Origin of the sequence: Chitinophaga chungangae, from assembly GCF_017742215.1 — a bacterium.
In the GTDB taxonomy this organism is placed as follows: domain Bacteria; phylum Bacteroidota; class Bacteroidia; order Chitinophagales; family Chitinophagaceae; genus Chitinophaga; species Chitinophaga chungangae.
The window spans coordinates 63,250-86,850 of record NZ_JAGHKP010000005.1 but is presented as its reverse complement, the minus strand read 5'-3'; the positions used below and the strand labels follow the sequence as shown (position 1 = coordinate 86,850).

Below are 23,601 nucleotides of genomic sequence, written 5' to 3'. Positions count from 1 at the left end.
ATTCTGCAAAGTGAACGGCTCGCCGTTATCGGGAAAGTGCGTGTTATTTGATGGTGCTGAACAGGCGGCTCCAGCGGATTCCGCTGCTGCCATAGCTCATCCAGATCAGCCAGGCCTTGCCCACCACATGGTCTTCAGGCACGAAGCCCCAATAGCGGCTGTCCAGCGATTTGTGGCGGTTGTCGCCCATCATCCAGTAGTAGTTCATTTTGAACGTGTAACTGGAGGCTGGCTGGCCATTGATAATGTATTGGTTGCCACGTGTTTCGAGGGTGTTTTTTTCATACACGGCTATGATGCGGCGGTAAAGCTCGATATTGGAGCTGTCCAGCTTCACGGTGGCGCCTTTTTTCGGGATATAAAGCGGGCCGAGATTGTCTACGGTCCATTGGTGGATGGTATCCTGCGGCCAAACGCCGTCCACGATCGGGCTGATGTACGGCTCCACCTGGCCGTTCACCACTTCCATGGCTTTTACTTCCTGCGCTTCGGAGGGCGTGAGGTTGTAATGCGGTTTGTCCATGATCACTTCGTAGGGATTGGTAATGCCCTTTTCTTCGAGGCGCATGGCATTGAGCGGGTCGCCGGTGGTGGTGGTTACGGCGTACTGGCGCTGGCCATGGGGAGGAGGCGTTTCCGGCACGCCATTCACCACTACGATGCCATTTCGCACCTCCAGGGTATCGCCTGCAATGCCCACACAACGTTTGATATAATTTTCGCGTTTATCTACAGGACGGGAGATCACCCGGTACTGGCTCCACACCGCTTCGCGGCCGTAGCGGCGCACGAGATCGTAATAACTTTCGTCTGACCGCTCCAGCGCCACCGTGTCTCCCTCCGGGAAGTTGAACACCACCACGTCCGTGCGGTGAATGTCGCCAAAACCGGGAAGGCGGCGGTATTTCCACTGGATGGCTTCGGAATAGGCTTTGGTATATTTGGTGAGAGGAAGCGTATGATGGGTGAAAGGCACTGCCAATGGTGTCATCGGCACGCGGGGGCCGTAACTAACTTTGCTTACAAACAGGAAGTCGTTCACCAGCAAGGTTTTTTCCATAGAAGGCGTAGGGATGGTATAGGCTTCGAAAATGAACGTTCGGATCAGCGTAGCCGCAATGATAGCGAAAACAGCCGCATCGATCCATTCGCGGACCGCGGACTTTTTCTTCTTGGGCTGACCGTCCTTCTTTCTCCAAAATGCCAGGTTCATGCTGTGTTGTTTAGTTATTTTAAAGACAAATATAATATTCTGTTAATTGTATGCCAGTTTTAACACGCAAAAGTTTTCATAAAAAAATCCCACTTAAGTTTACCAAATAGAATCAACGGTAAACCAGTTTATGTCTATTTTTGTTTAATCCTATTATCCAGAACATTGAACACTTTCACGATAAAAGACATCGAAAGCCTCACGGGCATCAAGGCGCACACCATCAGGATATGGGAGCAGCGCTACAATGTGCTGCGGCCGAAGCGGAAAGATACGAATCACCGGGTGTACGACAATGGCGACCTGAAACACATCATGCGCATCGCCTACCTGTACCGCCATGGTTACAAGATCTCCCGCATCGCCAATATGAGCGAGGAGGAGATCAAGCAGCTTTCCCTGGAGGAAACCGGCCACAAAGGCACGCACCTGTACCAGGTGTACATCAACCAGCTGGTGGAGGCGATGATCGATTTCGACCAGGTGAAATTCGAAAAGATCTTTCACAACATCCTGCTGCGCATGGGTTTCGAGCAAACGATGCTGAAGGTGATCTATCCGTACCTCGAGCGTATCGGGCTGCTGTGGCTGGTAGATTGCGTGATCCCCGCGCAGGAGCATTTCGCGTCCAACATCATCCGCAAAAAACTGATGGTGGCCATCGACGGGCTAGACACGCCCGTGCAGGACCGCGAACGTTTTATGATCTTTCTCCCCGAAGGGGAATTTCACGAGATACCGCTGCTTTTTATCCACTACATGCTCAAAAAACACGGCTGCACCGTGGTGAACTTCGGCGCCAACGTACCGCTGGAAGACCTCCGTTTTTACACCGAGCGCAAACAGGTGGAGCACATTTATACGCACGTGATCACCAATTTCCCGCAAAGGGCGCTGGATAATTTCATCAAAGACCTCGGCAGGCTGTTCCCCGGCATCCCCGTCGCCATTTCAGGCCCGCAGGTGGCGCGCATCACGGTGCCGCTGCCGGAAAACCTTACGGTTCTTATGAGCATGGAGGAAGTGCTGCAATATGCAAGACGGAAAAATGCCGAAAAATCTTAGGCAAGCTCTTTTTCAATGATACGGCTGATCTCCTGGGCGCGGTTCATCACCATGAAGTGCCCTCCTTTTACGATAGTATGCGTGGGATTTACGTAACGGCGCGGGAAAGGCCTGTCTGCACTGCCATGGATATGCACTGTAGACGGCGGCACCCATTCGTTCTGCCAGTTAAGCACAGCCGCCAGCGCCCAGCGCATGTAGCGGAAATCTCTTTTCCGCAGGTAATCTTTCAGCAACATCTTTTCTTCCTCGCTCCTGCTTTGCATGAACAGCTTCACGATGTAATGCCGGTTGCCGAACAGCAGGCGGTCCGGCAGGTTGCGCAGCAGCAAACGCGCCATGCCGCTATAGTACGGCGGCAGTTCTTCTTTATGTTTTACGCTGGATACGATGATCACTTTTTCGACGGGCTGTTGTTTGGCGATCTCGATGCTCATCATCCCGCCGAAGGAAAGCCCCAGCAGCACGGGGTTGGGATGAAGGATGCGGCGCGAGAGCCGAGACGCATATTCCTGGATAGGCTCGTCCGGCCCCAGGGGATTGATCCAGGGGAGATAATGCACGTCGCAGTCTTCCGGGAAACTGAGCCTGCTGAAAACGCGCTCGTCCGCGCCCAGCCCGCTGATCAGGTATATGTGCTTTTTACTCATCTTCGGCGGATTTACGGATGCCGTACCGTTCCATTTTGTTGTAAAGGTGGCTTCGCTGAATATCCAGTTCCTGTGCCGTGCGGGATACGTTCCACCCGTTCTTATGCAGCATGAATTCGATGAATATTTTCTCCACTTCGTCTCTGAAATCGTGCAGCCGGGTGAGTATCAGCAGCTCGTCATTCAGGTAGTGGCTTTTTTTTTCTCACTGTTCGGCACCACGTAATTCTCCACATCGTCTGCCGTGATGGTTTTCCCGCTGAGGATCACCAGTCTTTCCACCACGTTGCGCAGCTCGCGGATATTGCCTGTCCAGTGATGGTTCTGCAGCGCCTTCATCGCGTCTTTGTCTGCCGCTTTGCGGGCGGTGCCGTATTCGGCGCAAACCGTGTCCAGGAAATGATCTACCAGCAAAGGTACGTCTTCCCGCCGGTCGTTCAGCGAAGGCACATGGATGAGTATCACGCTGAGGCGGTGGTAAAGGTCGAGGCGGAAGTTTTTGTCTTCCACTTCCTTCAGCAGGTCTTTATTGGTAGCCGCCACCACGCGCACGTCTACACTGATCTCTTTATCACCGCCCACGCGGGTGATCTTTCCTTCCTGCAGGGCGCGCAATACTTTAGCCTGCGCGCTGAGGCTCATGTCTCCGATCTCGTCGAGGAACAGCGTGCCGCCGTTGGCCGCTTCGAATTTGCCGATGCGTTGTTTGATCGCGGAGGTGAAAGAACCTTTTTCGTGGCCGAACAGCTCGCTTTCGATCAGCTCGCTCGGGATGGCGGCGCAGTTCACTTCCACCAGCGGGCCGTTTGCACGGTTGCTGTAGGCGTGTATCCAGCGGGCCACCAGCTCTTTGCCCGCGCCGTTTTCGCCGGTTACGAGCACGCGCGCGTCGGTGGGCGCCACTTTATGAATGGTGTCTTTAATTTTTACGATGGGATTCGATTCGCCGATCATTTCCGGCATTTTGTTCACCTTTTTACGCAGCGTTTTGGTTTCGGCCACCAGCGTGGTTTTGTCCAGCGCGTTGCGCAGCGTGATCAGCAGGCGGTTGAGATCGGGGGGTTTGGAGATGTAGTCGAACGCGCCTTTTTTTACCGCGTCTACGGCGGTATCGATGTTCCCGTGGCCGCTCACCATAATGATGGGCACGTCGGGGTTGGTTTCTTTTGCTTTTTCCAGGAATTCGAGGCCGTCCATTTTCGGCATCTTGATATCGCACAGCACGGCATCGTAGGCCTTGGCCTGGAACATTTTGAAACCTTCCGCCCCGTCTGCCGCCTCTTCGATCTTGTACCCTTCGTAGGTCAGGATCTCCGACAGCGTTTTCCGGATGCTTTTCTCGTCGTCTATAATCAATATATTGGCCATAGGTTGTCTACTATTTTAAACAGTGCCAAAAATAAAGGAAAAGACGGAACCTACCACAAAATACTCTCATTCCACAGCAGTGATAAAAATAAATCTTGATGGATGGCCGCTTTGCATATATAAAGTCTACTGATCTTGTCGGTTTTTCTGTAATTTTAGCCCCTGGCAGGTAACTATCCGTTATGATGAAAAAATTACTGGAGCAATTAAAAGCGCGGCACGCCGCCGCGGGAGAATCGGCTTACCCTTCCTCCGAAGAGGTATGGGCATTTTGCAGCGACCTGCTGAACTGGCTTTTCCCGGAACACAACGGCAAAGTGCTGGACGAAGCGGCGCTGGAGCAATACGCCGTAAAGCTGGAAACGCAGCTGACCTTGCTGCTGGCCAATATGGCCCCGCAGCTGAAAGACAGGCCGGAAGCCATCGCGCATGATTTTATGGAACTGGTGCCCGGCATGTATGCAGACCTTACGAAAGACGCGGAGGCTATCCTCCAGGGCGACCCCGCGGCCACTTGTCTTTACGAGGTGATCCGCGCCTATCCCGGCTTTTACGCCATCGCAGCGTACCGTGTGGCGCATGGGCTGCATTTGCTGAAAGTGCCGCTGTTGCCAAGGGTGATCACCGAATTCGCGCATGCGCGCACGGGGATAGATATTCACCCGGCGGCCGAGATCGCGCCCTGGTTCTGCATAGACCATGGCACCGGCGTAGTGATCGGCGAAACCACCGTGATCGGCCCGCACGTTAAAATATACCAGGGTGTAACCCTGGGCGCGCTCAGCATCGACAAACAAATGGCGCGCGCCAAACGCCACCCTACCATCGAAGAACATGTAGTGATCTACGCCGGCGCCACCATCCTGGGCGGCGACACGGTGATCGGCCACCACAGCATTATCGGCGGCAACGTATGGCTCATCAAAACGGTAGCGCCGCATTCCCGGATTTATTACAAAGCAGACGGCAGTATAAAAGTGATTTAAACATGAGATCAGTTCTGGATTTAGTGGGCAACACCCCCATGGTGGCCCTGCAACGCATTCCCGAAAACCCTGACGTAACCATCTATGCCAAGCTGGAAGGCACCAATCCCGGCGGCAGCGTAAAAGACAGGGCCGCTTACGGTATGATCAAAGGCGCGCTGGACCGCGGAGAGCTTCGCCCCGGCGTGAAACTGGTGGAGGCCACCAGCGGCAATACCGGCATTGCACTGGCGATGATCGCCAATCTTTTTAACGTGGAGATCGAGATTGTGATGCCTGAAGACGCCACGCGGGAAAGAGTGCTTACCATGGAGGCTTTCGGCGCCAAAGTGGTGCTTACGCCGAAAGAGCAGAGCATGGAGGGCGCGATCGACTACGCGCACGCGCAGGTGCAAAAAGGCGGTTATCATATGCTGAACCAGTTCGCCAACCCGGACAATTACGGCATGCATTACCGCACCACCGGGCCCGAGATCTGGCGCGATTCGCAGCATGGCGTTACGCATTTTGTGTCTGCCATGGGCACCACCGGCACCATCATGGGCGTGAGCCGCTTTTTGAAGGAGGTGAACCCGGGCGTGCAGATCGTGGGCTGCCAGCCGACGGACGGTTCCAGGATTCCCGGCATCCGCAAATGGCAGGAAGCTTACCTGCCGAAAATATTCGAGCGGCAGCGGGTAGACCGGATCATGGATATTTCGGAGGAAGAAGCGCGTGTTATGACCAACAGGCTGGCGCGCGAGGAAGCCATCTTCTGCGGCATGAGCAGCGGCGGCGCGGTAGCGGCGGCCGTTCGCGTGGCGCGGGAGCTGAGCAGCGGCGTGATCGTTTGTATTATCTGCGATCGTGGGGACCGGTACCTGAGCACGGACCTTTTCGGTTCGTAGAAGAACCCATAAGAAATTGTGACCGCTAATTGTCCGCTGTTCGTGAATTGCGAACAGCCTATTTAGTTGCCCGGGTATCATTTCCTTTTTTCAAATAATTAAAAAAGCCCGTTCCGAAAACATTCGGAACGGGCTTTTTCTTTATCCGGAGAAATTATTTCTTCATATACATCACTTCTTTCACCAGTTTCACCGTCCTTTCGATATCGGGAAGGTACAGTTTCACCAGGTTCGGCGCATAGTGCATGGGCGCGTCGGCGGCGGTAATGCGGCGGATCGGCGCGTCCAGGTAATCGAACCCTTCTTTCTGGATGCGGTAAGAGATTTCGGAGGAGATGCTGGAGAACGGCCATTGTTCTTCCACGATCACCAGGCGGTTGGTTTTCTTCACGGATTCCAGGATGGTGAACCAGTCCAGCGGGCGGATGGTGCGCAGGTCGATCACTTCGGCCTCGATGCCTTCCTTCGCCAGCTCTTCAGCGGCCCCCAGGGCTACTTTCATCATTTTATTGAAAGACACGATGGTAACGTCTTTACCGGCGCGTTTGATATCCGCTTTACCGATCGGGATGATGTATTCCTCTTCGGGAACCTCGCCCATATCGCCGTACATCTGCTCCGATTCCATGAACACAACCGGGTCGTCGTCGCGGATGGCCGCTTTCAGCAGGCCTTTGGCGTCGTAAGGGTTGGAAACGGAAACCACTTTCAGGCCGGGGATATTGGCGTAATAACTTTCAAAAGCAGTGGAGTGCTGCGCGCCCAGCTGGCCTGCAGAACCGTTAGGGCCGCGGAAAACAATGGGGCAACCCACCTGTCCGCCGCTCATCGCGAGCATTTTGGAGGCGGTATTCAGGATCTGGTCCAGCGCCAGCACGGCAAAGTTCCAGGTCATGAACTCCAGCACCGGGCGTAACCCGTTCTGGGCAGCGCCCACACCGATGGCCGTAAAGCCCAGCTCGGCGATAGGGGTATCAATTACACGACGGGGGCCGAACTCATCCAGCATACCCTGGCTTACTTTGTACGCTCCGTTGTACTCTGCCACTTCCTCGCCCATCAGGAACACCCGCTCATCACGGCGCATTTCTTCCTGTATGGCTTCTCTTAAGGCTTGTCTGAAGGCTATCTGACGCATTTGGTTCTATAAAAGTTATTTGAAATATATACACGCCTTTTTCAAAAGGCAGGGCAAATTTATCGTTTGTTTGCCAAAAAGCAAAGCATTTACATTTTCTCTATCACCATGGCGCTTGCTCCGCCGCCGCCATTGCAGATCCCGGCCACTCCGTAACGGCCGCCGAGGCGCTGCAAAATCGAGGAAAGCGTTACCACGATGCGCGCTCCGCTGCATCCGATCGGGTGCCCCAGGGCCACGGCGCCGCCCCAAACGTTGAGCGTGCCGGGTTTCACGCCCAGGTCGCGCTCGTTGGCCAGCGCCACACAGCTGAATGCCTCGTTGATCTCGGTAAAATCCATGTCCTGCATGGTAAGACCCGCCTTCTGCAGCGCCCTGCCTACCGCTATCACCGGCGTGGTGGTGAACCATTCCGGCGCCTGTGAAGCATCCGCGAAACTTACGATGCGCGCAACCGGCTTCAGGCCCAGCTCTTTCAGTTTTTCGCCGCTCACCAGCACTACGGCCGCCGCGCCGTCGTTGATCTTGGAAGCATTGGCCGCGGTAATGGTGCCGTCTTTCTGGAACGCAGGCTTCAGGGTGGCCATTTTTTCGAAGTTCACCTTGCGGTATTCTTCGTCTTCGTTCACCACTACGGGCGTTTTCCCACCCACGCCTACCGGCACGATCTCGTCTGTGAAATAACCGTTCTTATAAGCCGCCGCGGCGCGCTCGTAGCTTTGCCGTGCGAAATTATCCTGGTCTTCGCGGGTGATCTTGTATTCTTTCGCGCAGATTTCCCCGGCGTTGCCCATATGGAAATCGGAATACGGGTCCCAGAGGCCGTCGCGCAGGATGCCGTCTATCACGGAGCCATGGCCCAGGCGGTAGCCGTTGCGGGCTTTATCGAGGTAATACGGGATGTTGCTCATGCTTTCCATGCCGCCTGCCACCACTACGTCGTTGTCGCCCAGCAGAATGCTCTGCGCCCCGAGCATGATGGCTTTCATACCGGAAGCGCACACTTTGTTCACCGTGGTGGCGGGCACGGTATTGGGAAGCCCCGCGAACAGGCTCGCCTGCGTGGCGGGCGCCTGGCCGATATTGGCGCTGATCACATTGCCCATGTATAATTCCTGCACCTGGTCTACCCCCACTCCCGCCCTCTCGAGCGCGGCCCTGATCACAGTGGCGCCCAGCGTAACCGCGGGAACGGAAGCCAGCCCGCCGTTTAAACTGCCGATAGGCGTACGGGCCGTGGAAACGATAAATACTTCTTTAGACATCTTGATGATTTTGTTGTTTTGGTGATCCCCTCGGGGGGAATCTCAAATATAGCAAATTCCGACCTTACCGATTTTTCACTAAGTTTGCAGACGGCGGCAGCGTGGCATTTTCCCGGTCAAAAAAGTAATTTGTCAGGCGCTTCTTCCTCAAACCCAATAAAGAATTTGATCTCCCAGGACACGATACAACAGATACTCAACCGGATAGACATTGTGGAAATCGTCGGTTCCTTCGTAAAACTGAAGAAACGCGGCGCCAACTACATGGGGCTTTGTCCTTTCCACAACGAAAAGTCCCCTTCCTTTACCGTTTCCGGCAGCAAGGAAATTTACAAGTGTTTCGGGTGCGGCAAAAGCGGCAATACGATCAACTTCCTCATGGAGCACGAAAAATACTCTTACGTGGAAGCCCTCCGCTGGCTGGCCGCCAAATACAACGTCGAGATCGAAGAGAAGGAAGTAAGCCCTGAAATGCGCGCCAGGCAACAGCTGGCAGACAGCCTTTTTATCGTCAACAATTTTGCGCGGGACTATTTCGTCCAAACCCTCCACGAAACCGAAGAAGGGCAGAACGTGGGCCTGAGTTATTTTGAAGAAAGGGGTTTTACGGAAGAGACCGTCCGCAAATTCCAGCTGGGTTATTGCCTCAACCTCCGCGACGCATTCGTGCGCGAAGCGCAGCACAAGGGCTACAACATGGAACTGTTGCAGAAAACGGGGCTCGTTACCATCCGCAACGATCAGCCGGCGGACAATTACCGCGGCCGCGTCATTTTCCCCATTCACAACCAGAGCGGCAAAGTGCTGGGCTTCGGCGCGCGCATTCTCGTAAAAAGCGACCGCGCGCCCAAATACATCAACTCGCCCGAAAACGACATCTATGTAAAAAGCAAAGTGCTGTACGGCACTTATTTCGCCAGGCACGCCATCGATAAACTCGACGAATGTTTGCTCGTGGAAGGATATACGGACGTGGTTTCCCTTCACCAGGCCGGCATCGAGAACGTAGTGGCGTCCAGCGGCACCTCGCTTACCACCGACCAGCTGCGGCTGATCAAAAAATACACGCGCAACCTCACTATTTTGTACGACGGCGACAATGCCGGCGTAAAAGCGGCGCTGCGCGGGCTGGACATGGCCATCGAAGAAGGCCTGAACGTAAAGCTGGCCCTCATCCCGGACAACGAAGACCCGGACAGTTACGTGCAGAAGATCGGCGTGGAAGGTTTCCGCCAGTTCATTGCAGACAACAAACAGGATTTTATCCTCTTCAAACTGCAGGTTTCCCTGCGCGAAGCCGGCAACGATACCGCGAAAAAAAGCCAACTGGTGAACGAGATCGCCGAAACCATCGCGCGCATCGACAAGGTGGAGGATTTCACCAAACAGCAGGACTACATCCGCCAGTGCAGCCAGCTGCTCAAAATAGACGAGGAAGGCATGGTGTCGCTGGTGAACAAATACATCCGCGACCGGCTCACCAAACAGGCCAACCAGGAGCAGAACCGTTTTAAGAACCGCGGTCAGGAAGCGCCCGCGCAGGAAGAAGGCCCTTCCCTCGCCGAAATGTACCCCGAGTACTTCGACGAAAACAACCAGCCGGAAGCCGTTCCCGAAAATCTTTTTAATAAAGACGAAAAGCAGGAACGTGAACTGGTGAAAGTCTTGCTCCGCTTTGGCGATAAAATGTTCGACGAAGAACAGAAAACCACCGTCGCCGATTATATTTTCCACCTGCCGTACGATTTCGAATCGCTGGCGGAAAGCGAGGTGGTGAAAAAGATCCTGCACGAATACAAAACCCAATACGACCAGGGCGCGCCGCTCGATAAAAAATGGTTCCTCTATCACCAGGACCCCGAGATCTCCCAAAACGTAGCCCTCATCCTCGAAGACAAAGAGGCCGAACTGAGCGCGAACTGGCGGGACAAGTTCGAGATCAAGACCGTTTACGGCGACGATGCGTTCGTAAAAGACACCCTCAGCGCCACCCACTACCTGATCCTCCGGAAGATCCGCAAACTCATCGAAGAAAATCAGCAGGAGCTGAAAACCGCCACGGACTTCGAAGAAATTAAGAAATGCCTTGAAATGGACATCCAGCTGAAACAAATGGCGAAGGAACTGACGGATAAGGTGGGGACGGTGATCATTAAATAAACCAGCTTTTCAATCTTCGAAACACTGAGCTATTCTCCGGCGAAAGGAGGCGGATTTCCTTGTCCCATATTGTGTTCCGGCATAATTTCGTGTTGTAAAAAAAAACAACATGGATGTACTATCAATTCTGCAGGAAGTATTGTCAAAACCGGACGGCGTCAATCAACGCCTGGACAAGCTGTACCTCCGCATAAATTCAATGGAGATCCGCTTTGAGAACAGGTTTGAAACAATAGAAGCTGGTATTGAGAAGATTCTTGAATGGCCTTTCCGAAAATGATTCCCAACAAAAATTGAATGCCCTGAAAAGCCGATCCATCACAAATTATTCAGGCTTATTGGCATTGCCGTTTGCAGGCTGATAATAAAATTGCCTATAGCGCCGTCACAAATAACCAGGTCTTTATCACAAAGCCGTTAATCTGCGTGTCACATAAAAAGTAGCTGTGCCCATCGCAAAGGAAAACACAGCCCAGTTTTACTTTTTATGTGACACGCAGGTTAACGGCGCTCCCAGGTCTGAAACGTAAAAGCATACGCATGTTTCTCATCCGCCGGATGATCTTCCGCATGCGTCAGCTCCCATTCATCGGGGCTGATGGCGGGGAAAAAAGCGTCTCCTTTTAGGGTGGTATGCACGCGCGTCATGTAGATCTTGTCTACGCGTGAAAATGATTGCAGGAAAATTTCCGTGCCGCCTGTGATAAAGATCTCATCCACATCGAAATCCTCCGCGATCGTGATGGCCGCATCGATAGAAGATACCACGGTGGCGCCTTCCGGCGCATAATCCTTCTGCCGCGTGATCACAATGTTCTGCCGGCCTTTCAGCGGCCTGCCTCCCATCGAATCGAACGTTTTCCTGCCCATGATCACCGGGTTGCCCCAGGTGGTGTTCTTGAAAAACTGGAGATCGGCCGGCAGGCTCCAGGGCAGCTGGTTGTTGATGCCGATCACATTGTTCTCCGAAGCGGCTACGATAATGGAGATCATATGGCTACTGGGGCTTTGATGTGAGGATGGAACTGGTAGTTTTCGAGGGTGAAGTCCCCGTATTCAAAAGCGAAAATATCTTTCACATCCGGGTTCAGCTTCATCTGCGGCAACGGGTGCGGCTGGCGGGTCAGCTGCAGCTCCGCCTGCTCGAAATGATTGTTGTACAGGTGCACGTCACCGAAGCTGTGCACGAACTCTCCCGGCTCCAGCCCGCACACCTGGGCGATCATCAGCGTGAGCAGCGCATAAGAAGCGATGTTGAACGGTACGCCGAGAAATACGTCCGCACTGCGCTGGTACAGCTGGCAGCTCAGTTTGCCGTCTGCCACGTAAAACTGGAACAGGCAATGGCAGGGGCTCAGGGCCATGTCTGGCAGGTCGGCCACATTCCAGGCGCTGATGATCAGCCGCCGGCTGTCCGGGTTCTTTTTGATCTGGCTGATCAGGTCGGTCACCTGGTCCACGGTTTTACCGTTCGCTCCTTCCCAGCTGCGCCATTGTTTGCCGTATACCGGGCCGAGGTTGCCGTCTTTATCCGCCCATTCGTCCCAGATCTTCACGCCATGTTCCTGCAGGTAACGCACATTGGTGTCTCCTTTCAGGAACCAGAGTAATTCGTATATGATCGATTTGAGATGAAGTTTTTTGGTGGTCACCAGCGGGAAACCTTCCTTCAGGTCAAAACGCATCTGGTAACCGAACACACTGCGGGTACCGGTGCCGGTGCGGTCGGTTTTATTATTCCCTTTGGCGATAATATGTTGTAATAGATCAAGGTATTGTTGCATGACCCCGCAAGTTAAATGTAAATTGGGAAATAGCCTACCACGGCCGTCAGATTACAGTCAGAAATAATATAAACAAAAGGGTGAAAACAAACAAATCTACTTTAGCATAAATTTCGTTAATCTGCGAAATGTACCCGGCCATATCAATCAACATCCAAAACAAACTATAAACTTAGATCTAAACGCTTATAAAATAAAGGCACTATTCGTTTATCATCAACCCTAATTATCCGTTGCAGGGTCAGACCATGCAGCAGAACGAACACAGCGAAACCCGGAGCCTGAGAGCTGATACAACACTACAGCGATTTCCCATCTGGCCTTGCAGTTGATAAGATTTTTTATCAACCTCTAAATTCTTTTATCATGCGCACAAATTTACCACATTGACGGCATGGGTGGCATCGTATTGCCTGTACTGAAACCATGTTTCCCAAAATTTTTTTATCAACCTCCCGATTCTTAAACCTCTAAATCGCCAGAACATGCATTTGTCCAAATCCTTTACGTTGCTGGTAATGCTGCTATTGTTATCGGTAGCGTCGTTTGCCCAGCAAAAGGTCTCCGGCCTCGTGTCCGACGCGTCCGGCAATCCCGTGCCGGGGGTTACCGTGCGCCTGCAGGGCAGCAACCGGGGCGCCGTTACCGACGCACAGGGCCGGTATTCCATCGACGCCCCCAACGGCAGCACCCTTATTTTTTCCTACACCGGCTACAAAACGCAACAAACCGTGATCAATGGCGCCACGCTGAACGTCACCATCCAGGAAGATTACGCCAATCTCGATGAAGTGGTGATCACCGGTCTTGCCACTTCCGTAAAAAGAAGCAATCTCGCCAACGCGGTAGCGACCATTTCCGCCAAACAACTCTATGGCGTGGCTCCCGCGCAAACCTTCGACGCGGCGCTCAGCGGTAAAATTCCGGGCGCGCTCATCACCGCCAACACCGGCGCCCCCGGCGGCGGCATTTCCGTGAAGATGCGCGGCGTAACCTCCATTTTCAGCAACTCGCAACCGCTGTACGTGGTAGACGGCGTATTCATCTCCAACATCAGCGTGCCCGCCGGTCTTAACCTCATCACCGGTGCCGCCACGGCAGGCAACCCGCAGAACCAGGACAATCCTTCCAGCCGCGTGGCAGACATCAACCCGGACGATATCGAGAACATTGAAATACTCAAAGGCGCGTCCGCGGCCGCCATTTATGGCTCCAAAGCCGCCGCTGGCGTAATTCTCATCACCACCAAAAAAGGCACCAACCTCGGCCGCACCCTGGTGCGCCTGCGGCAGGACCTTGGTTTTGCGCAGGCCCGCAAGCTGCTCGGCGTGCGCCAGTTCACCGAACAGACCGCGTTCGACAGGGGCGGCGCAACGGAAAGAGATCTGTTTATCGCTGCCCGCGATGCCGGCAAGCTGTACGATTACGAAGATGAAATGTACGGTGAAACAGGCCTCATATCCAACACCAACGTTAGTGTAAACGGCGGCACCGAGCGCACCGGCGTGTATTTTTCCGCCAACCGGAAAAGCGAGGAAGGCATCGTCAAAAACTCCGGTTATCTCAACAACGCCGTCCGCATCAACGTGGACCATCAGCTGAACGACCGCATCAGCCTGGGTTTGCGCGCGTCTTACATGAATACTTCGGCAGACCGCGGGCTGACCAACAACGACAACAACAGCGTGACCTATGGCGTGTCGCTGGCCACCATCCCGCAGTATCTCGAGCTGCACCCTGACGCCAACGGCGTTTATCCCGTGAACCCTTCCGCAGCCAACCCGCTCGAAACACGGGATAAAATGCGCAACAACGAAACCACCAACCGCTTCATCACCGGCGGCGAGATAAGGGCCACCCTTCATACCAACGACCGCACCAATACCAAACTGATCGTGCGCGGCGGCGTGGATTTCTTCAACCTGAAAACGGAAGCCATTTTCCCCCGCACGCTGCAATTCATGAGAGGCGGGCTGGAAGGCGCTTCCATCCAGGGCAATACCAACAACCTCAACACCAACCTCGCCGGCGTGCTGGTGAACTATTTCCAGCCGAACAACGACCTGAGCTTCACCACCTCGCTGGGCGCCACGCTGGAAACCAATAACCTGGACAACATTCTTTCCATCGCCACCAACCTCATACCAGACCAGAGCAACGTAGACCAGGCGGCCAGTTCGCAGCTGCAGCAGTTCCGCCAGAAATACCGCGACAATGGCATCTTCATCCAGGAAGAAGTGCTGCTGATGGACGCGATCACCCTCGCCGCCGGCGTGCGTTTCGACCGCAGCACCAACAACGGCGATTACAAAAGATACTTTGTATTGCCCAAGGCTTCCGCATCGTGGAACCTCGCGAAAATGGACTTCTGGGGCATTCAGAGCATCAACAGCTTCAAGCTGCGCGCGGCTTACGGACAAGCGGGCAACGTTGCCCCGTACGGCGCCAAGTTCCTCGCGCTTACCGCCAGCAATGTCGGCGGGCAGCCCGGTTCTTTTGTAGACACCCAGTTCGGCAACCCGGACATCGAGCAGGAAAGGCAGACGGAGCTGGAAGCGGGGCTGGACGTGAGTTTCTTCAACGGCCGGTTAAGCCTTGAAGCGACGTATTACAACAAAAAGATCTTCGACCTGCTGCTGCGGAGAAACGTGCCTTCGTCCAGCGGCTTTACCCAGCAGTGGGTGAACGGCGGCGACCTGCGGAACAAAGGCGTGGAGATCGGCATCGGCGCCATTCCTGTGAACACCAAAAACGTGCGCTGGAATGCGCAGGTCAATTTCTGGAAAAACACTTCAGAAGTAACCAAGCTCACCATTCCCCCGTTCCCGATGGGCGCTTTCGGTAATACGCTCGGCAACTTCTATATCGAAGAAGGCAAATCCGCCACACAGATCATCGGTACGCTGGGCAACAACAAAGGCGTGGGCGTACTGGGCAATTCAGAGCCGGATTTCCAGCTGAGCTTTTACAACGACGTTACTTTCCTCACCAACTTCAGCCTGCGCGTGATGCTGCACTGGAAAAAAGGCGGGGACAACATCAACCTGACGCAATATCTCTCCGACATTTTCGCCACCACTTACGATTACGACGATGATAAAAACGGCAACGGCGTCAAAGACGGCGTGGACAGGATGAACGCGGCGGCTATTTCGGACGCGAGCGTGCGCGTGCAGGACGCTTCGTATGTTCGTATCCGTGAGATAGGACTGTACTACAATATTCCCATCCCGAAAAACAATATCATTTCCGCCGTGAACGTCGGTATTTCAGCCAATAACTGGTTCACCTGGACGGATTATGACAGTTACGACCCGGAAACTTCCAACTTCGGCAGCAACACCATTTCCACCGCCACTTCGCGCGGCAGCAATGGCATCAGCACCGGCGTGGAAGTAACGCCGTTCCCCGCGTCCAAACGCGCAATGTTTCACCTGGGCGTAACCTTCTGATCCGTACAACCAAAAAAGAATCATCATGAAACAACATCGCATATTATTATTCAGCGCAATGCTGCTGGGCCTGGGAGCCTGCCAGAAAGGCGAGATACCGAACCTGAACACCCCGGTGGCCAGCCAGATCATCGCCAACGGCACCAAGGAGCAGATAGACAACCTGGCCGTTGCCATGGAATCGGGCACTCGCCTCACTCTAAATACGTATTACGACGCGATCGGCCTGCAGGGGCGCGAGATCTACCGCTTCTCCGGTTCCGAGCCGCGTTACACCACCGAGCTGATGGGCACTTCGCCGCTGGACAACAACACGTTTTACACCACCAATCCCTGGGCTTCGCGTTACCGCGTGGTAAGGCAGGCCAATACGCTGATGGACGCGGTGAACAACAGCTCCCGCCTGTCTGCCAACGAAAAAAAGGGGTATCTCGGTTACGCAAAAACCATCATGGCCTACCAGCTGCTGCTGGCGCTTAACATGCAGTATACCAACGGCATCCGCACCGATGTGAAAGATGCGAACAACCTCGGGCCTATTAAAGGTTATCCCGAAAGCCTGACGGACATCGCCAATATGTTGAATGAAGGTTTGACGGACCTGACGGGCGCGGAGATCGTCTTCCCCGTGTCTATCGTGACAGACGTAACGGCCGCCAAGCTGATGCAGTTCAACCGCGCGCTGGCCGCCCGGGTAGCCGTGTACCGCCAGCAATGGGCGGAAGCGCTCACAGCCCTCAACGGCTCGAACTTTAGCCTGCTCGGCGATTTCAACAGCGGGTACGTGCATATTTTCAGCGCCAATTCGGGCGATGTGCTCAACCCGGTGTTCCTGCCGCAGAACAACTCCGGCGAACAGCGCCTGGCGCATCCTACGTACGCCGCGCAGATCGCGCCGGGAGACGACCGCATCGCCAAAGCCACGCTCAGGGCGGCGCCCGCATCGCTGGACGGGCTGCAGTCCAACCGCGACGTATGGGTCCACCGGAGCAATACCGCGCCTGTGTACATCATCCGCAACGAAGAACTGATCCTGATCTACGCCGAAGCCAAGATCAACCTGAACCAGCTCCCGGACGCGATCGTGGCGCTGAACCGGATCAGGGTGCAGCACAACCTGACGCCATACGCAGGGGCCGTTACACAGGCCGCGCTGATCACCGAAATGCTGAACCAGCGGCGCTTTTCCCTGTTCGCAGAAGGCCACCGCTGGATAGACATGCGGCGCTACAACCGCCTGAACCAATTGCCCAACGACCGGCCGAACGATAAGGTTTGGGACAAATTCCCCATCCCGTTGCCGGAATCGAACTGATAAAGGAAAAAGGAAGCCAGATCTGACGGGAAGAAAACAAAAAAGCCGTTCCGACGATGGCCGGAGCGGCTTTTAACTTTGCATAGCAGTAATTGGTTCCCGGTTATAATGCGTTGATTTGCCGGTTGGTATACCCGTATAACGAGGCAGGGCGGCAAAATGTTACATTTTTCCCGGTTAAATCCCCCTGCGTTTCATTTCTTTCCGTATCAGGCTCAATTCCCGGCCCATGGAACCGGCAATGGAGGTGTTTTCCTGCGCCCGGCGGATCAGGTAAGGCACCACGTCTTTCACAGGGCCGTATGGCAGGTATTTGGACACGCGGTAACCGGCGTGCGCCAGGTTGAACGTGATGTTGTCGCTCATGCCGTAAAGCTGTGAAAAGCTGACCCGGGGATGGTTGTGCGGGATGTTCTTCTCGTCGAGCAGGCAGGCGGCCAGCATGCAGCTGTCTTCGTTGTGAGTGCCGATAAACACGGCCAGGTGGTTCAGCCGGTCTATGCAGAAACGCACCGCCGCGTCGTAATCTTCGTCCGCCGCGTCTTTATTCGGCTGGATGGGCGAAGGATAATCATTCTCTTCCGCGCGTTTCCTTTCTTTTTCCATGTATGCGCCGCGCACCAGTTTGGCGCCCAGCAGGTACCCCCCGGCTTTGGCCTTTTCGAAGCTTTTGTGAAGGAAGTCGAGACGGTCGTGGCGGTACATCTGAAAGGTATTGAACACGATCACTTCAGACCGGTTGAAAAGCCCCATCATTTCGTCGGCCAGGTCGTCTACCGGCTGCTGCACCCAGGATTCTTCCGCGTCTATCAGCACGCCTACCTTGCCTTTGGCGGCGGCGGCGCAGATGGCATGGATGCGTTTGCGCACTCTTTCGAACTCTTCATTTTCTTCCGGCGTGAGCGTTTCGCCTTTATGCATCTTTTCCAGCAGCCCGAAGCGGGCGAAGCCGGTCACTTTAATGGGAATAAAAGGAATGTGCGGCTTTCCGGCGGCGTATTGAACGGCCCGCAGGAATTCCGGCAGGGCGTTATCGTAATTTTCTTCTCCTTCCACGGCCTCCACGCTGTAGTCGAGGGCCACGCCCACGCCGAAACGGCCCAGCACTTCCGCCGCCTTTACGGCTTCTTCGAGGGTTTCGCCTCCGCAGAACTGGTTGAAAATGGTGGATTTGATGATGCCTTTAACGGGCAGATGCAGTTTGAAGGCGAGTGGTGTGGCGAAGGCGCCGAACTTCACCAGCCAGGGTTTGCCGATGTTGCTGAACAGGAAATTCGCCCGTTTCAGCGCTTTGTTCGACATATGTTCGAATGCGATAGCCGTATCTTCGAATGATAATGGTGGTTGCTGCTTTTCCATGGCGGGCAAAGTTAAGGGGACGGCATTGGACTAACAAAAAAGAGCCTTCACTCATGATAGTTTTCTGACATACAAGCAGAAACGCGCCCTTTGAGGTGGAATTTTTTTTGTTATATTTAACCCGGGACAGTGTCACCAAAATCTTATTCCCAACCATGAGCGCAACACATACGCATCTCCGGCGGCCAAGGCTTCCACTGTATATGAAAAAACGGCGTAACTGGCAACCTGTTGCCCTTACGCTGATCGTCGTTATGCTCATTGCATCCGGCATGTTATATTACCTGGCGGGCCGCCATCAGCGCAGTTCCGCCATGCTCGAGCCGGGCAAACGGTACGTCACTTTCCAGAGCGCGTACGGCCAGCGTAAAGTGGTGAAGCTGCCGGACAGTACCCTCGTGATCCTGAACTCCCGTTCCAAATTATACATGCCCGAGGGTTTCCCGCAAGACCGTGCGCTGGTGCTGGATGGCGAAGCGTTTTTTTCCGTGCCCGCCACCGGTCAGGAGATGGTCATTTTAACGGACAAGCTCAAAACCCGCACGCCGGGCGCCATCTTCCGCCTGCGCTCCCTCGAAAGCCAGAGCGGGGCCTATTGTCTCGTGCTCAACGGGCAGGCACATGTGGGCAAAAGCTACCACTCGCCTACCGATAACGCCGTCGAAGACCTTTCCTCCGGGCAGAGTGTGCTGGCCAACAAAGGCATTGACCTGATGGAAAAAGAGACCTTCGAACTGGCCGAACAGGAAGAATGTTTGCAGGGAAAGCTGGTCTTCAACAATACACCGCTCCCCGCGGCGTTAAAGAAGATGGAAGACTGGTTCGGCGTTGAAATGGAAATGAAGGGAAACGGCCGCAGCAAATATGTGACCGGCGTGTATAACCCACAGTCTGTGGAAGACCTGCTCGCCACCCTTGGCGACAGCATCGGTTTTACCTACCGCGTTACCCGCGATAAAGTGGTGATCAAATTCTAACCCTCAGTTGTTTTTCCATATCCTAACACAAAAAGAAATGCCGGTTGTTTGAAGCAGACAGCCGGCATGTTTTTTTCAGATCGTTTATGATATTCATAAAAAACCTTGCAGGGTAAATCCTGCAAGGTTTTTAGATTATATCGGGATGCCCCGGTTCAGAACTCACGTTCGTCCACGGGCAGGTTCCTGATCAGGTTATCGAAGAGGTCTCCCTCGTAATCGTCGTACGCGCCGTAGGCATTGATGATGTAGCCGATAAATCCGTCGGCGTTTTCGAGCAGGTATAATACCGCGGAATCCGAAGGGTTGCTTTCTCCCTCGAAGCGGTAGGTACGGATGATCTTCATGCCTTCCGCGCTGAAAATACGGCGCGAATCCTGGTCTTCCAGCCGCCCGTCTTTCATCAGCCGCAGTTCATGATCGATTCCGCGTTCTTTCAATACTTCCATCACGCCCGTGAGCGTGGTCATGCCATTGGGTGTCGTTTCCATATACGATTATTTTGAGATGCCTGTTCAGCTCAGTTCCTGGCCTACGCGTTTGAGCAGTTCCAGGGTTTTGCGGATGCCCACTTCTTCGCTGTCTTTGCTGCCTTCGTATTCGATGCCGACAAATCCTTTGTAACCGGCAGCTTTCACAATTTCCATCATTTTCCTGAAATCCGTTTGGGTTTCGTTGCCCGCCGCGTCGAAATCGTGCGTTTTGGCGCTCACGCCTTTGGCGTAAGGCATCAGTTCGGTCACGCCTTTGTAGCGGTCGTATTCTTCGGCGCAGGGCGTGCTGTAGTCGCCGTCTTTCTGGCGCCTTACGCAGAAGTTGCCGAAGTCCGGCAGGGTGCCGCAGCCGGGTTTGTTCACGCCTTTCATCACATCGCTCAGCCAGATGCCGTTGGAGGAATAGCCGCCGTGGTTTTCCACGATCACGCCGATGTTGAAGTCTTTCGCGAAGTCTGTCAGGCGGCCCAGGCCGTCGATGGCGGCTTTTTTCACGTCTTCTTCCTTACCCGCGCCCGCCGCGTTCACGCGGATGGAGTGGCAACCGAGAAATTGCGCCGCTTCCACCCATTTGTAGTGGTTTTCCACTGCCTGCGTGCGTTTTTTAACGTCCAGGTCGCCCAGCTCCCCTTCCCCGTCGCACATAATGAGCACGCTGGTAACGCCGTTGTCGTCCGCGCGTTTTTTCAGCTCGGCGAGGTAGGTTTTATCTTTTGCTTTGTCTTTGAAGAATTGGTTCACATATTCCACACCGGTGATGCCGTAATCTTTTTTGGCCTTCTCGGCAAATTCGAGGTTGGTCATTTTACCGGAAAAAAGTGCGTTGTGGAAAGACCATTCCGCGAGGGAGATCTTGAAAAAAAGGTCTTTCGTGCTTACGCCGCCGGTGCCGGTGGAATCGTTTTTCGTGGAATCTCCGCCGCCGTTAACGCCGCCGCTGTTGCAGGCTGCGAGAAAAGCGGGTCCGAATGCTGCGCCTGCGGTAACCATGCCCAGCTGGCGTAAAAAATGTCTGCGGTTCGTGGATGATGACATTGTTTAAGAGTTTGTGATTTGTAATGAGTTCATAACTGTAAAGCATACACGCTCAATCTGTAAAACGTGGAAGCATTAAACAAAGTACTAAAAAATGTTTACAATATAAAGAATCGCTGATGTGCATTACCGGCGGATGAGCGCCGGGCGTCAGGCCTGTTCCTGCAACCAGAGGTAATAGCTTTGCACCGCCCTGATCTCCCCGTAACCTACGTCGCCCAGTTTTTCCTTTACCGCGCTGAGCGAATAACCGCCGGTGTCTTCCACGGCTTTCAGGATGCGGGTCAGCCGGTTTTCGTCGGGGATAAGGTCCTGGATGTCCAGCTCCCCTTTGCGCACGAATTCCCCGAGGTGGCTTTCCACGGTGCTTACCGCCAGGTTCCGCTGCGCGGCGATCTCTTCCACGGCATTGCCTTCCCGGAAAAGCTGGAGCGTTTGCCGCTGGCTGCCGCCGGTATCGGACCGCGTTTTTTTAGGCCGTTGCCGGGCGGAACCGGCTTTGAGATGCATTTGCGTACTGAGGCCGTTGCGCAGGCAATAGCTCTGCAGCGCGTCGAGGAACGCGTCGCCGTATTTGGCGAGTTTCACATCGCCGAAGCCGGAAATGCGGGAAATGTCGGAAGTGGTAACGGGCAGGTACGCCACCAGTTCGGCCAGCGTGGCGTCTGAAAACACGATGTAGGGCGGTACGTTCTCTTTATCTGCCAGCTGGCGGCGCAGCTGCTTCAGTTCGTTGAACAGCGCGGGATGGGCGATCTCCGCGCTTTGTTTTGTCGGTTTGGCGCCGGCGGGCTGTTCCTTCCCGGTTGCGGTCACGGTGAATTCCACTTTTTCTTCGCCGCGCAGCACCTGCCAGCTGGTGTCCGTCAGCTGCAGCAGCGGGTATTCCCCGCCGGACTGCGCCAGGTAGCCCAGTTGGATCAGCTCCCGGGCGTATTGTTTCCATTGTTCTTTGGAAATGTCTTTCCCGATGCCGTAGGTTTTGATCTCCTGGTGCGCTTCCCGCACGGTGCTGCCGCCCCGCAGGAAATCGACCACGTAGTTCAGCCCGAAACGGCCCTGGAGGCGGTAAACGGCGCTGAGCATCTTTTGCGCGGCGATCGTGCCGTCGGCCCTTTCGTATTGGCCAAGACAGTTATCGCAGTTGCCGCAATGGTCGGGCGCATCTTCCCCGAAATATTGCAGCAGGTATTTGCGGCGGCACTGGCGGGTTTCGGCGAGGCCGGCCATCTGTTCCAGTTTTTTGAGCATCACGGCGCTCTGCGCTTCGTTGCCTTCCACGCTGGCGAAACGTTTCAGTTTGAACACGTCGCCCGCGCCGTAATATAAAATGGCTTCGCTGGCGAGCCCGTCGCGGCCGGCGCGGCCCGTTTCCTGGTAATACCCTTCGATGTTCTTCGGAAGGTCCGCATGCACCACGAACCGCACGTTGCTTTTATTGATGCCCATGCCAAAGGCGATGGTGGCCACCATGATGCGCACTTCGTCCCGCAGGAATTTTTCCTGCCTTTCTTCGCGTACCTGCCTGTCCAGCCCGGCGTGGTATGCCGCGGCGGAAAAACCTTCCTTTTGCAGGTCTTCCGCCAGCGATTCGGTGGCGGAGCGGGACAGGCAGTAGATGATCCCGCTGTCTTCTTTATGTTCGCCCAGGTACGCAAGCAGCTGGTCGTAATAATCCCGTTTGGGCCGGATGCCGTAAAATATGTTGGGCCGGTTGAAGGAGTTTTCAAAAACGGTATACTGGCGCAGGTTGAGCTTTTCGAGGATGTCCTGCTTGGTAACGCCGTCTGCCGTGGCGGTAAGGGCGATCACCGGCGTTTGGGGGAAACGGTCTTTCAGCTGGCCCAGCGCCAGGTATTCCTGCCTGAAATCGTGGCCCCAGTGGCTGATACAGTGGGCTTCGTCCACCGCGAAAAGCGATACGTTCACTTCGGCGAGCAGGCTCATGAAATTACCTTCGCCCACGAGGCGCTCGGGCGCGAGGTATAGCAGCTTCAGCCGGCCGGCCCGCAGCATCTGGATCACGGTCTGCTGCTCCTGCCCGGAAAGGGTGGAATTAAGAAAGGCCGCCGGGATGCCGTTTTGCCGCAGCGCGTCCACCTGGTCTTTCATCAGCGCGATCAGCGGAGATACCACTACCGTCACCCCCCCGAAAGCCAGCGCGGGCAGCTGGTAACAGATAGACTTCCCGCCGCCGGTAGGCATCAGCACCAGCGTGTCTTTCCCTGCCAGTACATTTTCTATGATCGCCTGCTGGTTATGACGGAAATGGGTATACCCGAAGTGATGTTTTAACAGTGTTAACAACGAAGATTGCTGCATAGCCCGAACTTTTGATTTGCCTCCGGGACAAATATAAGGGAAAGGGATGTGCATAAAAATTAATCGGAACAGCAATTGCAAAGCGGAATATTTGTTTACATTTATAAGAGAGTCATTTTTTACAACTGTCG

19 protein-coding genes are annotated in these 23,601 nt (G+C 54.5%); 7 read left to right on the top strand and 12 right to left on the bottom strand.

Annotated elements, in window-relative coordinates:
• Window positions 1-43: 43 nt before the first annotated feature.
• Window positions 44-1,213 carry a signal peptidase I gene (lepB, locus tag J7I43_RS23690; RefSeq protein WP_209148479.1) on the bottom strand — a complete coding sequence of 390 codons (1,170 nt, stop codon included), beginning with the start codon at window positions 1,211-1,213 and terminating at the stop codon, window positions 44-46.
• A 165-nt stretch (window positions 1,214-1,378) separates the two neighbouring features.
• Between lepB and J7I43_RS23685 the strand changes: the two genes are divergently transcribed.
• Entirely contained in the window at window positions 1,379-2,278 is a 900-nt protein-coding gene (locus tag J7I43_RS23685; protein WP_209148478.1) for a MerR family transcriptional regulator, read from the top strand.
• Here J7I43_RS23685 and J7I43_RS23680 read toward each other — a convergent pair.
• The 3 genes from J7I43_RS23680 to J7I43_RS23670 are packed head-to-tail and all read right to left on the bottom strand — an operon-like array spanning window position 2,275 to window position 4,296.
• Window positions 2,275-2,928 carry an alpha/beta fold hydrolase gene (locus J7I43_RS23680; protein WP_209148477.1) on the bottom strand — a complete coding sequence of 218 codons (654 nt, stop codon included), beginning with the start codon at window positions 2,926-2,928 and terminating at the stop codon, window positions 2,275-2,277. The two genes, J7I43_RS23685 and J7I43_RS23680, sit on opposite strands and share 4 nt — an antisense overlap.
• Window positions 2,921-3,064: a helix-turn-helix domain-containing protein gene (locus J7I43_RS23675; RefSeq protein ID WP_317197092.1), complete on the bottom strand. Its 144-nt coding sequence runs from the start codon at window positions 3,062-3,064 to the stop codon at window positions 2,921-2,923. The genes J7I43_RS23680 and J7I43_RS23675 overlap by 8 nt, the downstream gene beginning before the upstream one ends.
• A 47-nt stretch (window positions 3,065-3,111) precedes the next feature.
• Window positions 3,112-4,296, bottom strand: a complete 1,185-nt coding sequence (locus J7I43_RS23670) for a sigma-54-dependent transcriptional regulator (protein WP_209148475.1) — start codon at window positions 4,294-4,296, stop codon at window positions 3,112-3,114.
• Window positions 4,297-4,478: 182 nt separating this feature from the next.
• Here J7I43_RS23670 and J7I43_RS23665 point away from each other — a divergent pair, with 182 nt between their 5' ends.
• Window positions 4,479-5,282: a serine O-acetyltransferase gene (locus J7I43_RS23665; RefSeq protein ID WP_209148474.1), complete on the top strand. Its 804-nt coding sequence runs from the start codon at window positions 4,479-4,481 to the stop codon at window positions 5,280-5,282.
• Between the two features lie 2 nt (window positions 5,283-5,284).
• Window positions 5,285-6,169 carry a cysteine synthase CysM gene (gene cysM / locus J7I43_RS23660; RefSeq protein WP_209148473.1) on the top strand — a complete coding sequence of 295 codons (885 nt, stop codon included), beginning with the start codon at window positions 5,285-5,287 and terminating at the stop codon, window positions 6,167-6,169.
• 154 nt (window positions 6,170-6,323) lie between these two features.
• On the opposite strand, the gene J7I43_RS23655 is transcribed toward cysM, so the two are convergent.
• Together J7I43_RS23655 and J7I43_RS23650 are read right to left on the bottom strand one after the other, a co-directional pair.
• Window positions 6,324-7,307, bottom strand: coding sequence for a pyruvate dehydrogenase complex E1 component subunit beta (locus J7I43_RS23655; RefSeq protein WP_209148472.1), 984 nt, complete (start codon window positions 7,305-7,307; stop codon window positions 6,324-6,326).
• Between the two features lie 89 nt (window positions 7,308-7,396).
• Window positions 7,397-8,572: an acetyl-CoA C-acyltransferase gene (locus tag J7I43_RS23650; RefSeq protein WP_209148471.1), complete on the bottom strand. Its 1,176-nt coding sequence runs from the start codon at window positions 8,570-8,572 to the stop codon at window positions 7,397-7,399.
• A 165-nt stretch (window positions 8,573-8,737) separates the two neighbouring features.
• On the opposite strand from J7I43_RS23650, the gene dnaG reads away from it, so the two are divergent.
• A complete protein-coding gene (gene dnaG, locus J7I43_RS23645; RefSeq protein WP_209148470.1) occupies window positions 8,738-10,732 on the top strand; it encodes a DNA primase in 1,995 nt (664 codons plus the stop codon).
• 501 nt (window positions 10,733-11,233) lie between these two features.
• On the opposite strand, the gene J7I43_RS23640 is transcribed toward dnaG, so the two are convergent.
• Together J7I43_RS23640 and J7I43_RS23635 are read right to left on the bottom strand one after the other, a co-directional pair.
• Complete coding sequence (locus J7I43_RS23640) at window positions 11,234-11,725, bottom strand: dihydrofolate reductase (protein ID WP_209148469.1); 492 nt, start codon at window positions 11,723-11,725, stop codon at window positions 11,234-11,236.
• The gene (locus tag J7I43_RS23635) at window positions 11,722-12,516 is read right to left on the bottom strand and encodes a thymidylate synthase (RefSeq protein WP_209148468.1); all 795 of its coding nucleotides are present in this window, start codon (window positions 12,514-12,516) and stop codon (window positions 11,722-11,724) included. Before J7I43_RS23635 ends, J7I43_RS23640 begins: the two co-directional genes overlap by 4 nt.
• A gap of 485 nt (window positions 12,517-13,001) precedes the next feature.
• Here J7I43_RS23635 and J7I43_RS23630 point away from each other — a divergent pair, with 485 nt between their 5' ends.
• Both J7I43_RS23630 and J7I43_RS23625 read left to right on the top strand, forming a co-directional pair.
• Window positions 13,002-15,968 (top strand): SusC/RagA family TonB-linked outer membrane protein, encoded by a 2,967-nt coding sequence (locus J7I43_RS23630; protein WP_209148467.1) that lies wholly within the window; start codon window positions 13,002-13,004, stop codon window positions 15,966-15,968.
• A 25-nt stretch (window positions 15,969-15,993) separates the two neighbouring features.
• Window positions 15,994-17,283 (top strand): RagB/SusD family nutrient uptake outer membrane protein, encoded by a 1,290-nt coding sequence (locus J7I43_RS23625; RefSeq protein ID WP_209148466.1) that lies wholly within the window; start codon window positions 15,994-15,996, stop codon window positions 17,281-17,283.
• Between the two features lie 177 nt (window positions 17,284-17,460).
• On the opposite strand, the gene J7I43_RS23620 is transcribed toward J7I43_RS23625, so the two are convergent.
• Window positions 17,461-18,642: a proline dehydrogenase family protein gene (locus J7I43_RS23620; RefSeq protein WP_209148465.1), complete on the bottom strand. Its 1,182-nt coding sequence runs from the start codon at window positions 18,640-18,642 to the stop codon at window positions 17,461-17,463.
• A 203-nt stretch (window positions 18,643-18,845) separates the two neighbouring features.
• On the opposite strand from J7I43_RS23620, the gene J7I43_RS23615 reads away from it, so the two are divergent.
• Window positions 18,846-19,619, top strand: a complete 774-nt coding sequence (locus tag J7I43_RS23615) for a FecR family protein (protein WP_209148464.1) — start codon at window positions 18,846-18,848, stop codon at window positions 19,617-19,619.
• 155 nt (window positions 19,620-19,774) lie between these two features.
• On the opposite strand, the gene J7I43_RS23610 is transcribed toward J7I43_RS23615, so the two are convergent.
• The 3 genes from J7I43_RS23610 to recQ all read right to left on the bottom strand — a co-directional run bounded on the left by J7I43_RS23610 (window position 19,775) and on the right by recQ (window position 23,470).
• Entirely contained in the window at window positions 19,775-20,110 is a 336-nt protein-coding gene (locus J7I43_RS23610) for a hypothetical protein (RefSeq protein WP_209148463.1), read from the bottom strand.
• A gap of 24 nt (window positions 20,111-20,134) precedes the next feature.
• Complete coding sequence (locus tag J7I43_RS23605) at window positions 20,135-21,148, bottom strand: sugar phosphate isomerase/epimerase family protein (RefSeq protein WP_209148462.1); 1,014 nt, start codon at window positions 21,146-21,148, stop codon at window positions 20,135-20,137.
• Between the two features lie 150 nt (window positions 21,149-21,298).
• Entirely contained in the window at window positions 21,299-23,470 is a 2,172-nt protein-coding gene (recQ, locus tag J7I43_RS23600) for a DNA helicase RecQ (protein ID WP_209148461.1), read from the bottom strand.
• Window positions 23,471-23,601 lie beyond the last annotated feature (131 nt).

Coding starts and splice junctions, on each gene's coding strand:
- lepB (WP_209148479.1), bottom strand. CDS start 1,213: ATGAACCTGGCATTTTGGAGAAAGAAGGACGGTCAGCCCAAGAAGAAA.
- J7I43_RS23680 (WP_209148477.1), bottom strand. CDS start 2,928: ATGAGTAAAAAGCACATATACCTGATCAGCGGGCTGGGCGCGGACGAG.
- J7I43_RS23670 (WP_209148475.1), bottom strand. CDS start 4,296: ATGGCCAATATATTGATTATAGACGACGAGAAAAGCATCCGGAAAACG.
- J7I43_RS23665 (WP_209148474.1), top strand. CDS start 4,479: ATGATGAAAAAATTACTGGAGCAATTAAAAGCGCGGCACGCCGCCGCG.
- cysM (WP_209148473.1), top strand. CDS start 5,285: ATGAGATCAGTTCTGGATTTAGTGGGCAACACCCCCATGGTGGCCCTG.
- J7I43_RS23655 (WP_209148472.1), bottom strand. CDS start 7,307: ATGCGTCAGATAGCCTTCAGACAAGCCTTAAGAGAAGCCATACAGGAA.
- J7I43_RS23650 (WP_209148471.1), bottom strand. CDS start 8,572: ATGTCTAAAGAAGTATTTATCGTTTCCACGGCCCGTACGCCTATCGGC.
- J7I43_RS23640 (WP_209148469.1), bottom strand. CDS start 11,725: ATGATCTCCATTATCGTAGCCGCTTCGGAGAACAATGTGATCGGCATC.
- J7I43_RS23635 (WP_209148468.1), bottom strand. CDS start 12,516: ATGCAACAATACCTTGATCTATTACAACATATTATCGCCAAAGGGAAT.
- J7I43_RS23630 (WP_209148467.1), top strand. CDS start 13,002: ATGCATTTGTCCAAATCCTTTACGTTGCTGGTAATGCTGCTATTGTTA.
- J7I43_RS23625 (WP_209148466.1), top strand. CDS start 15,994: ATGAAACAACATCGCATATTATTATTCAGCGCAATGCTGCTGGGCCTG.
- J7I43_RS23620 (WP_209148465.1), bottom strand. CDS start 18,642: ATGGAAAAGCAGCAACCACCATTATCATTCGAAGATACGGCTATCGCA.
- J7I43_RS23615 (WP_209148464.1), top strand. CDS start 18,846: ATGAAAAAACGGCGTAACTGGCAACCTGTTGCCCTTACGCTGATCGTC.
- J7I43_RS23610 (WP_209148463.1), bottom strand. CDS start 20,110: ATGGAAACGACACCCAATGGCATGACCACGCTCACGGGCGTGATGGAA.
- J7I43_RS23605 (WP_209148462.1), bottom strand. CDS start 21,148: ATGTCATCATCCACGAACCGCAGACATTTTTTACGCCAGCTGGGCATG.
- recQ (WP_209148461.1), bottom strand. CDS start 23,470: ATGCAGCAATCTTCGTTGTTAACACTGTTAAAACATCACTTCGGGTAT.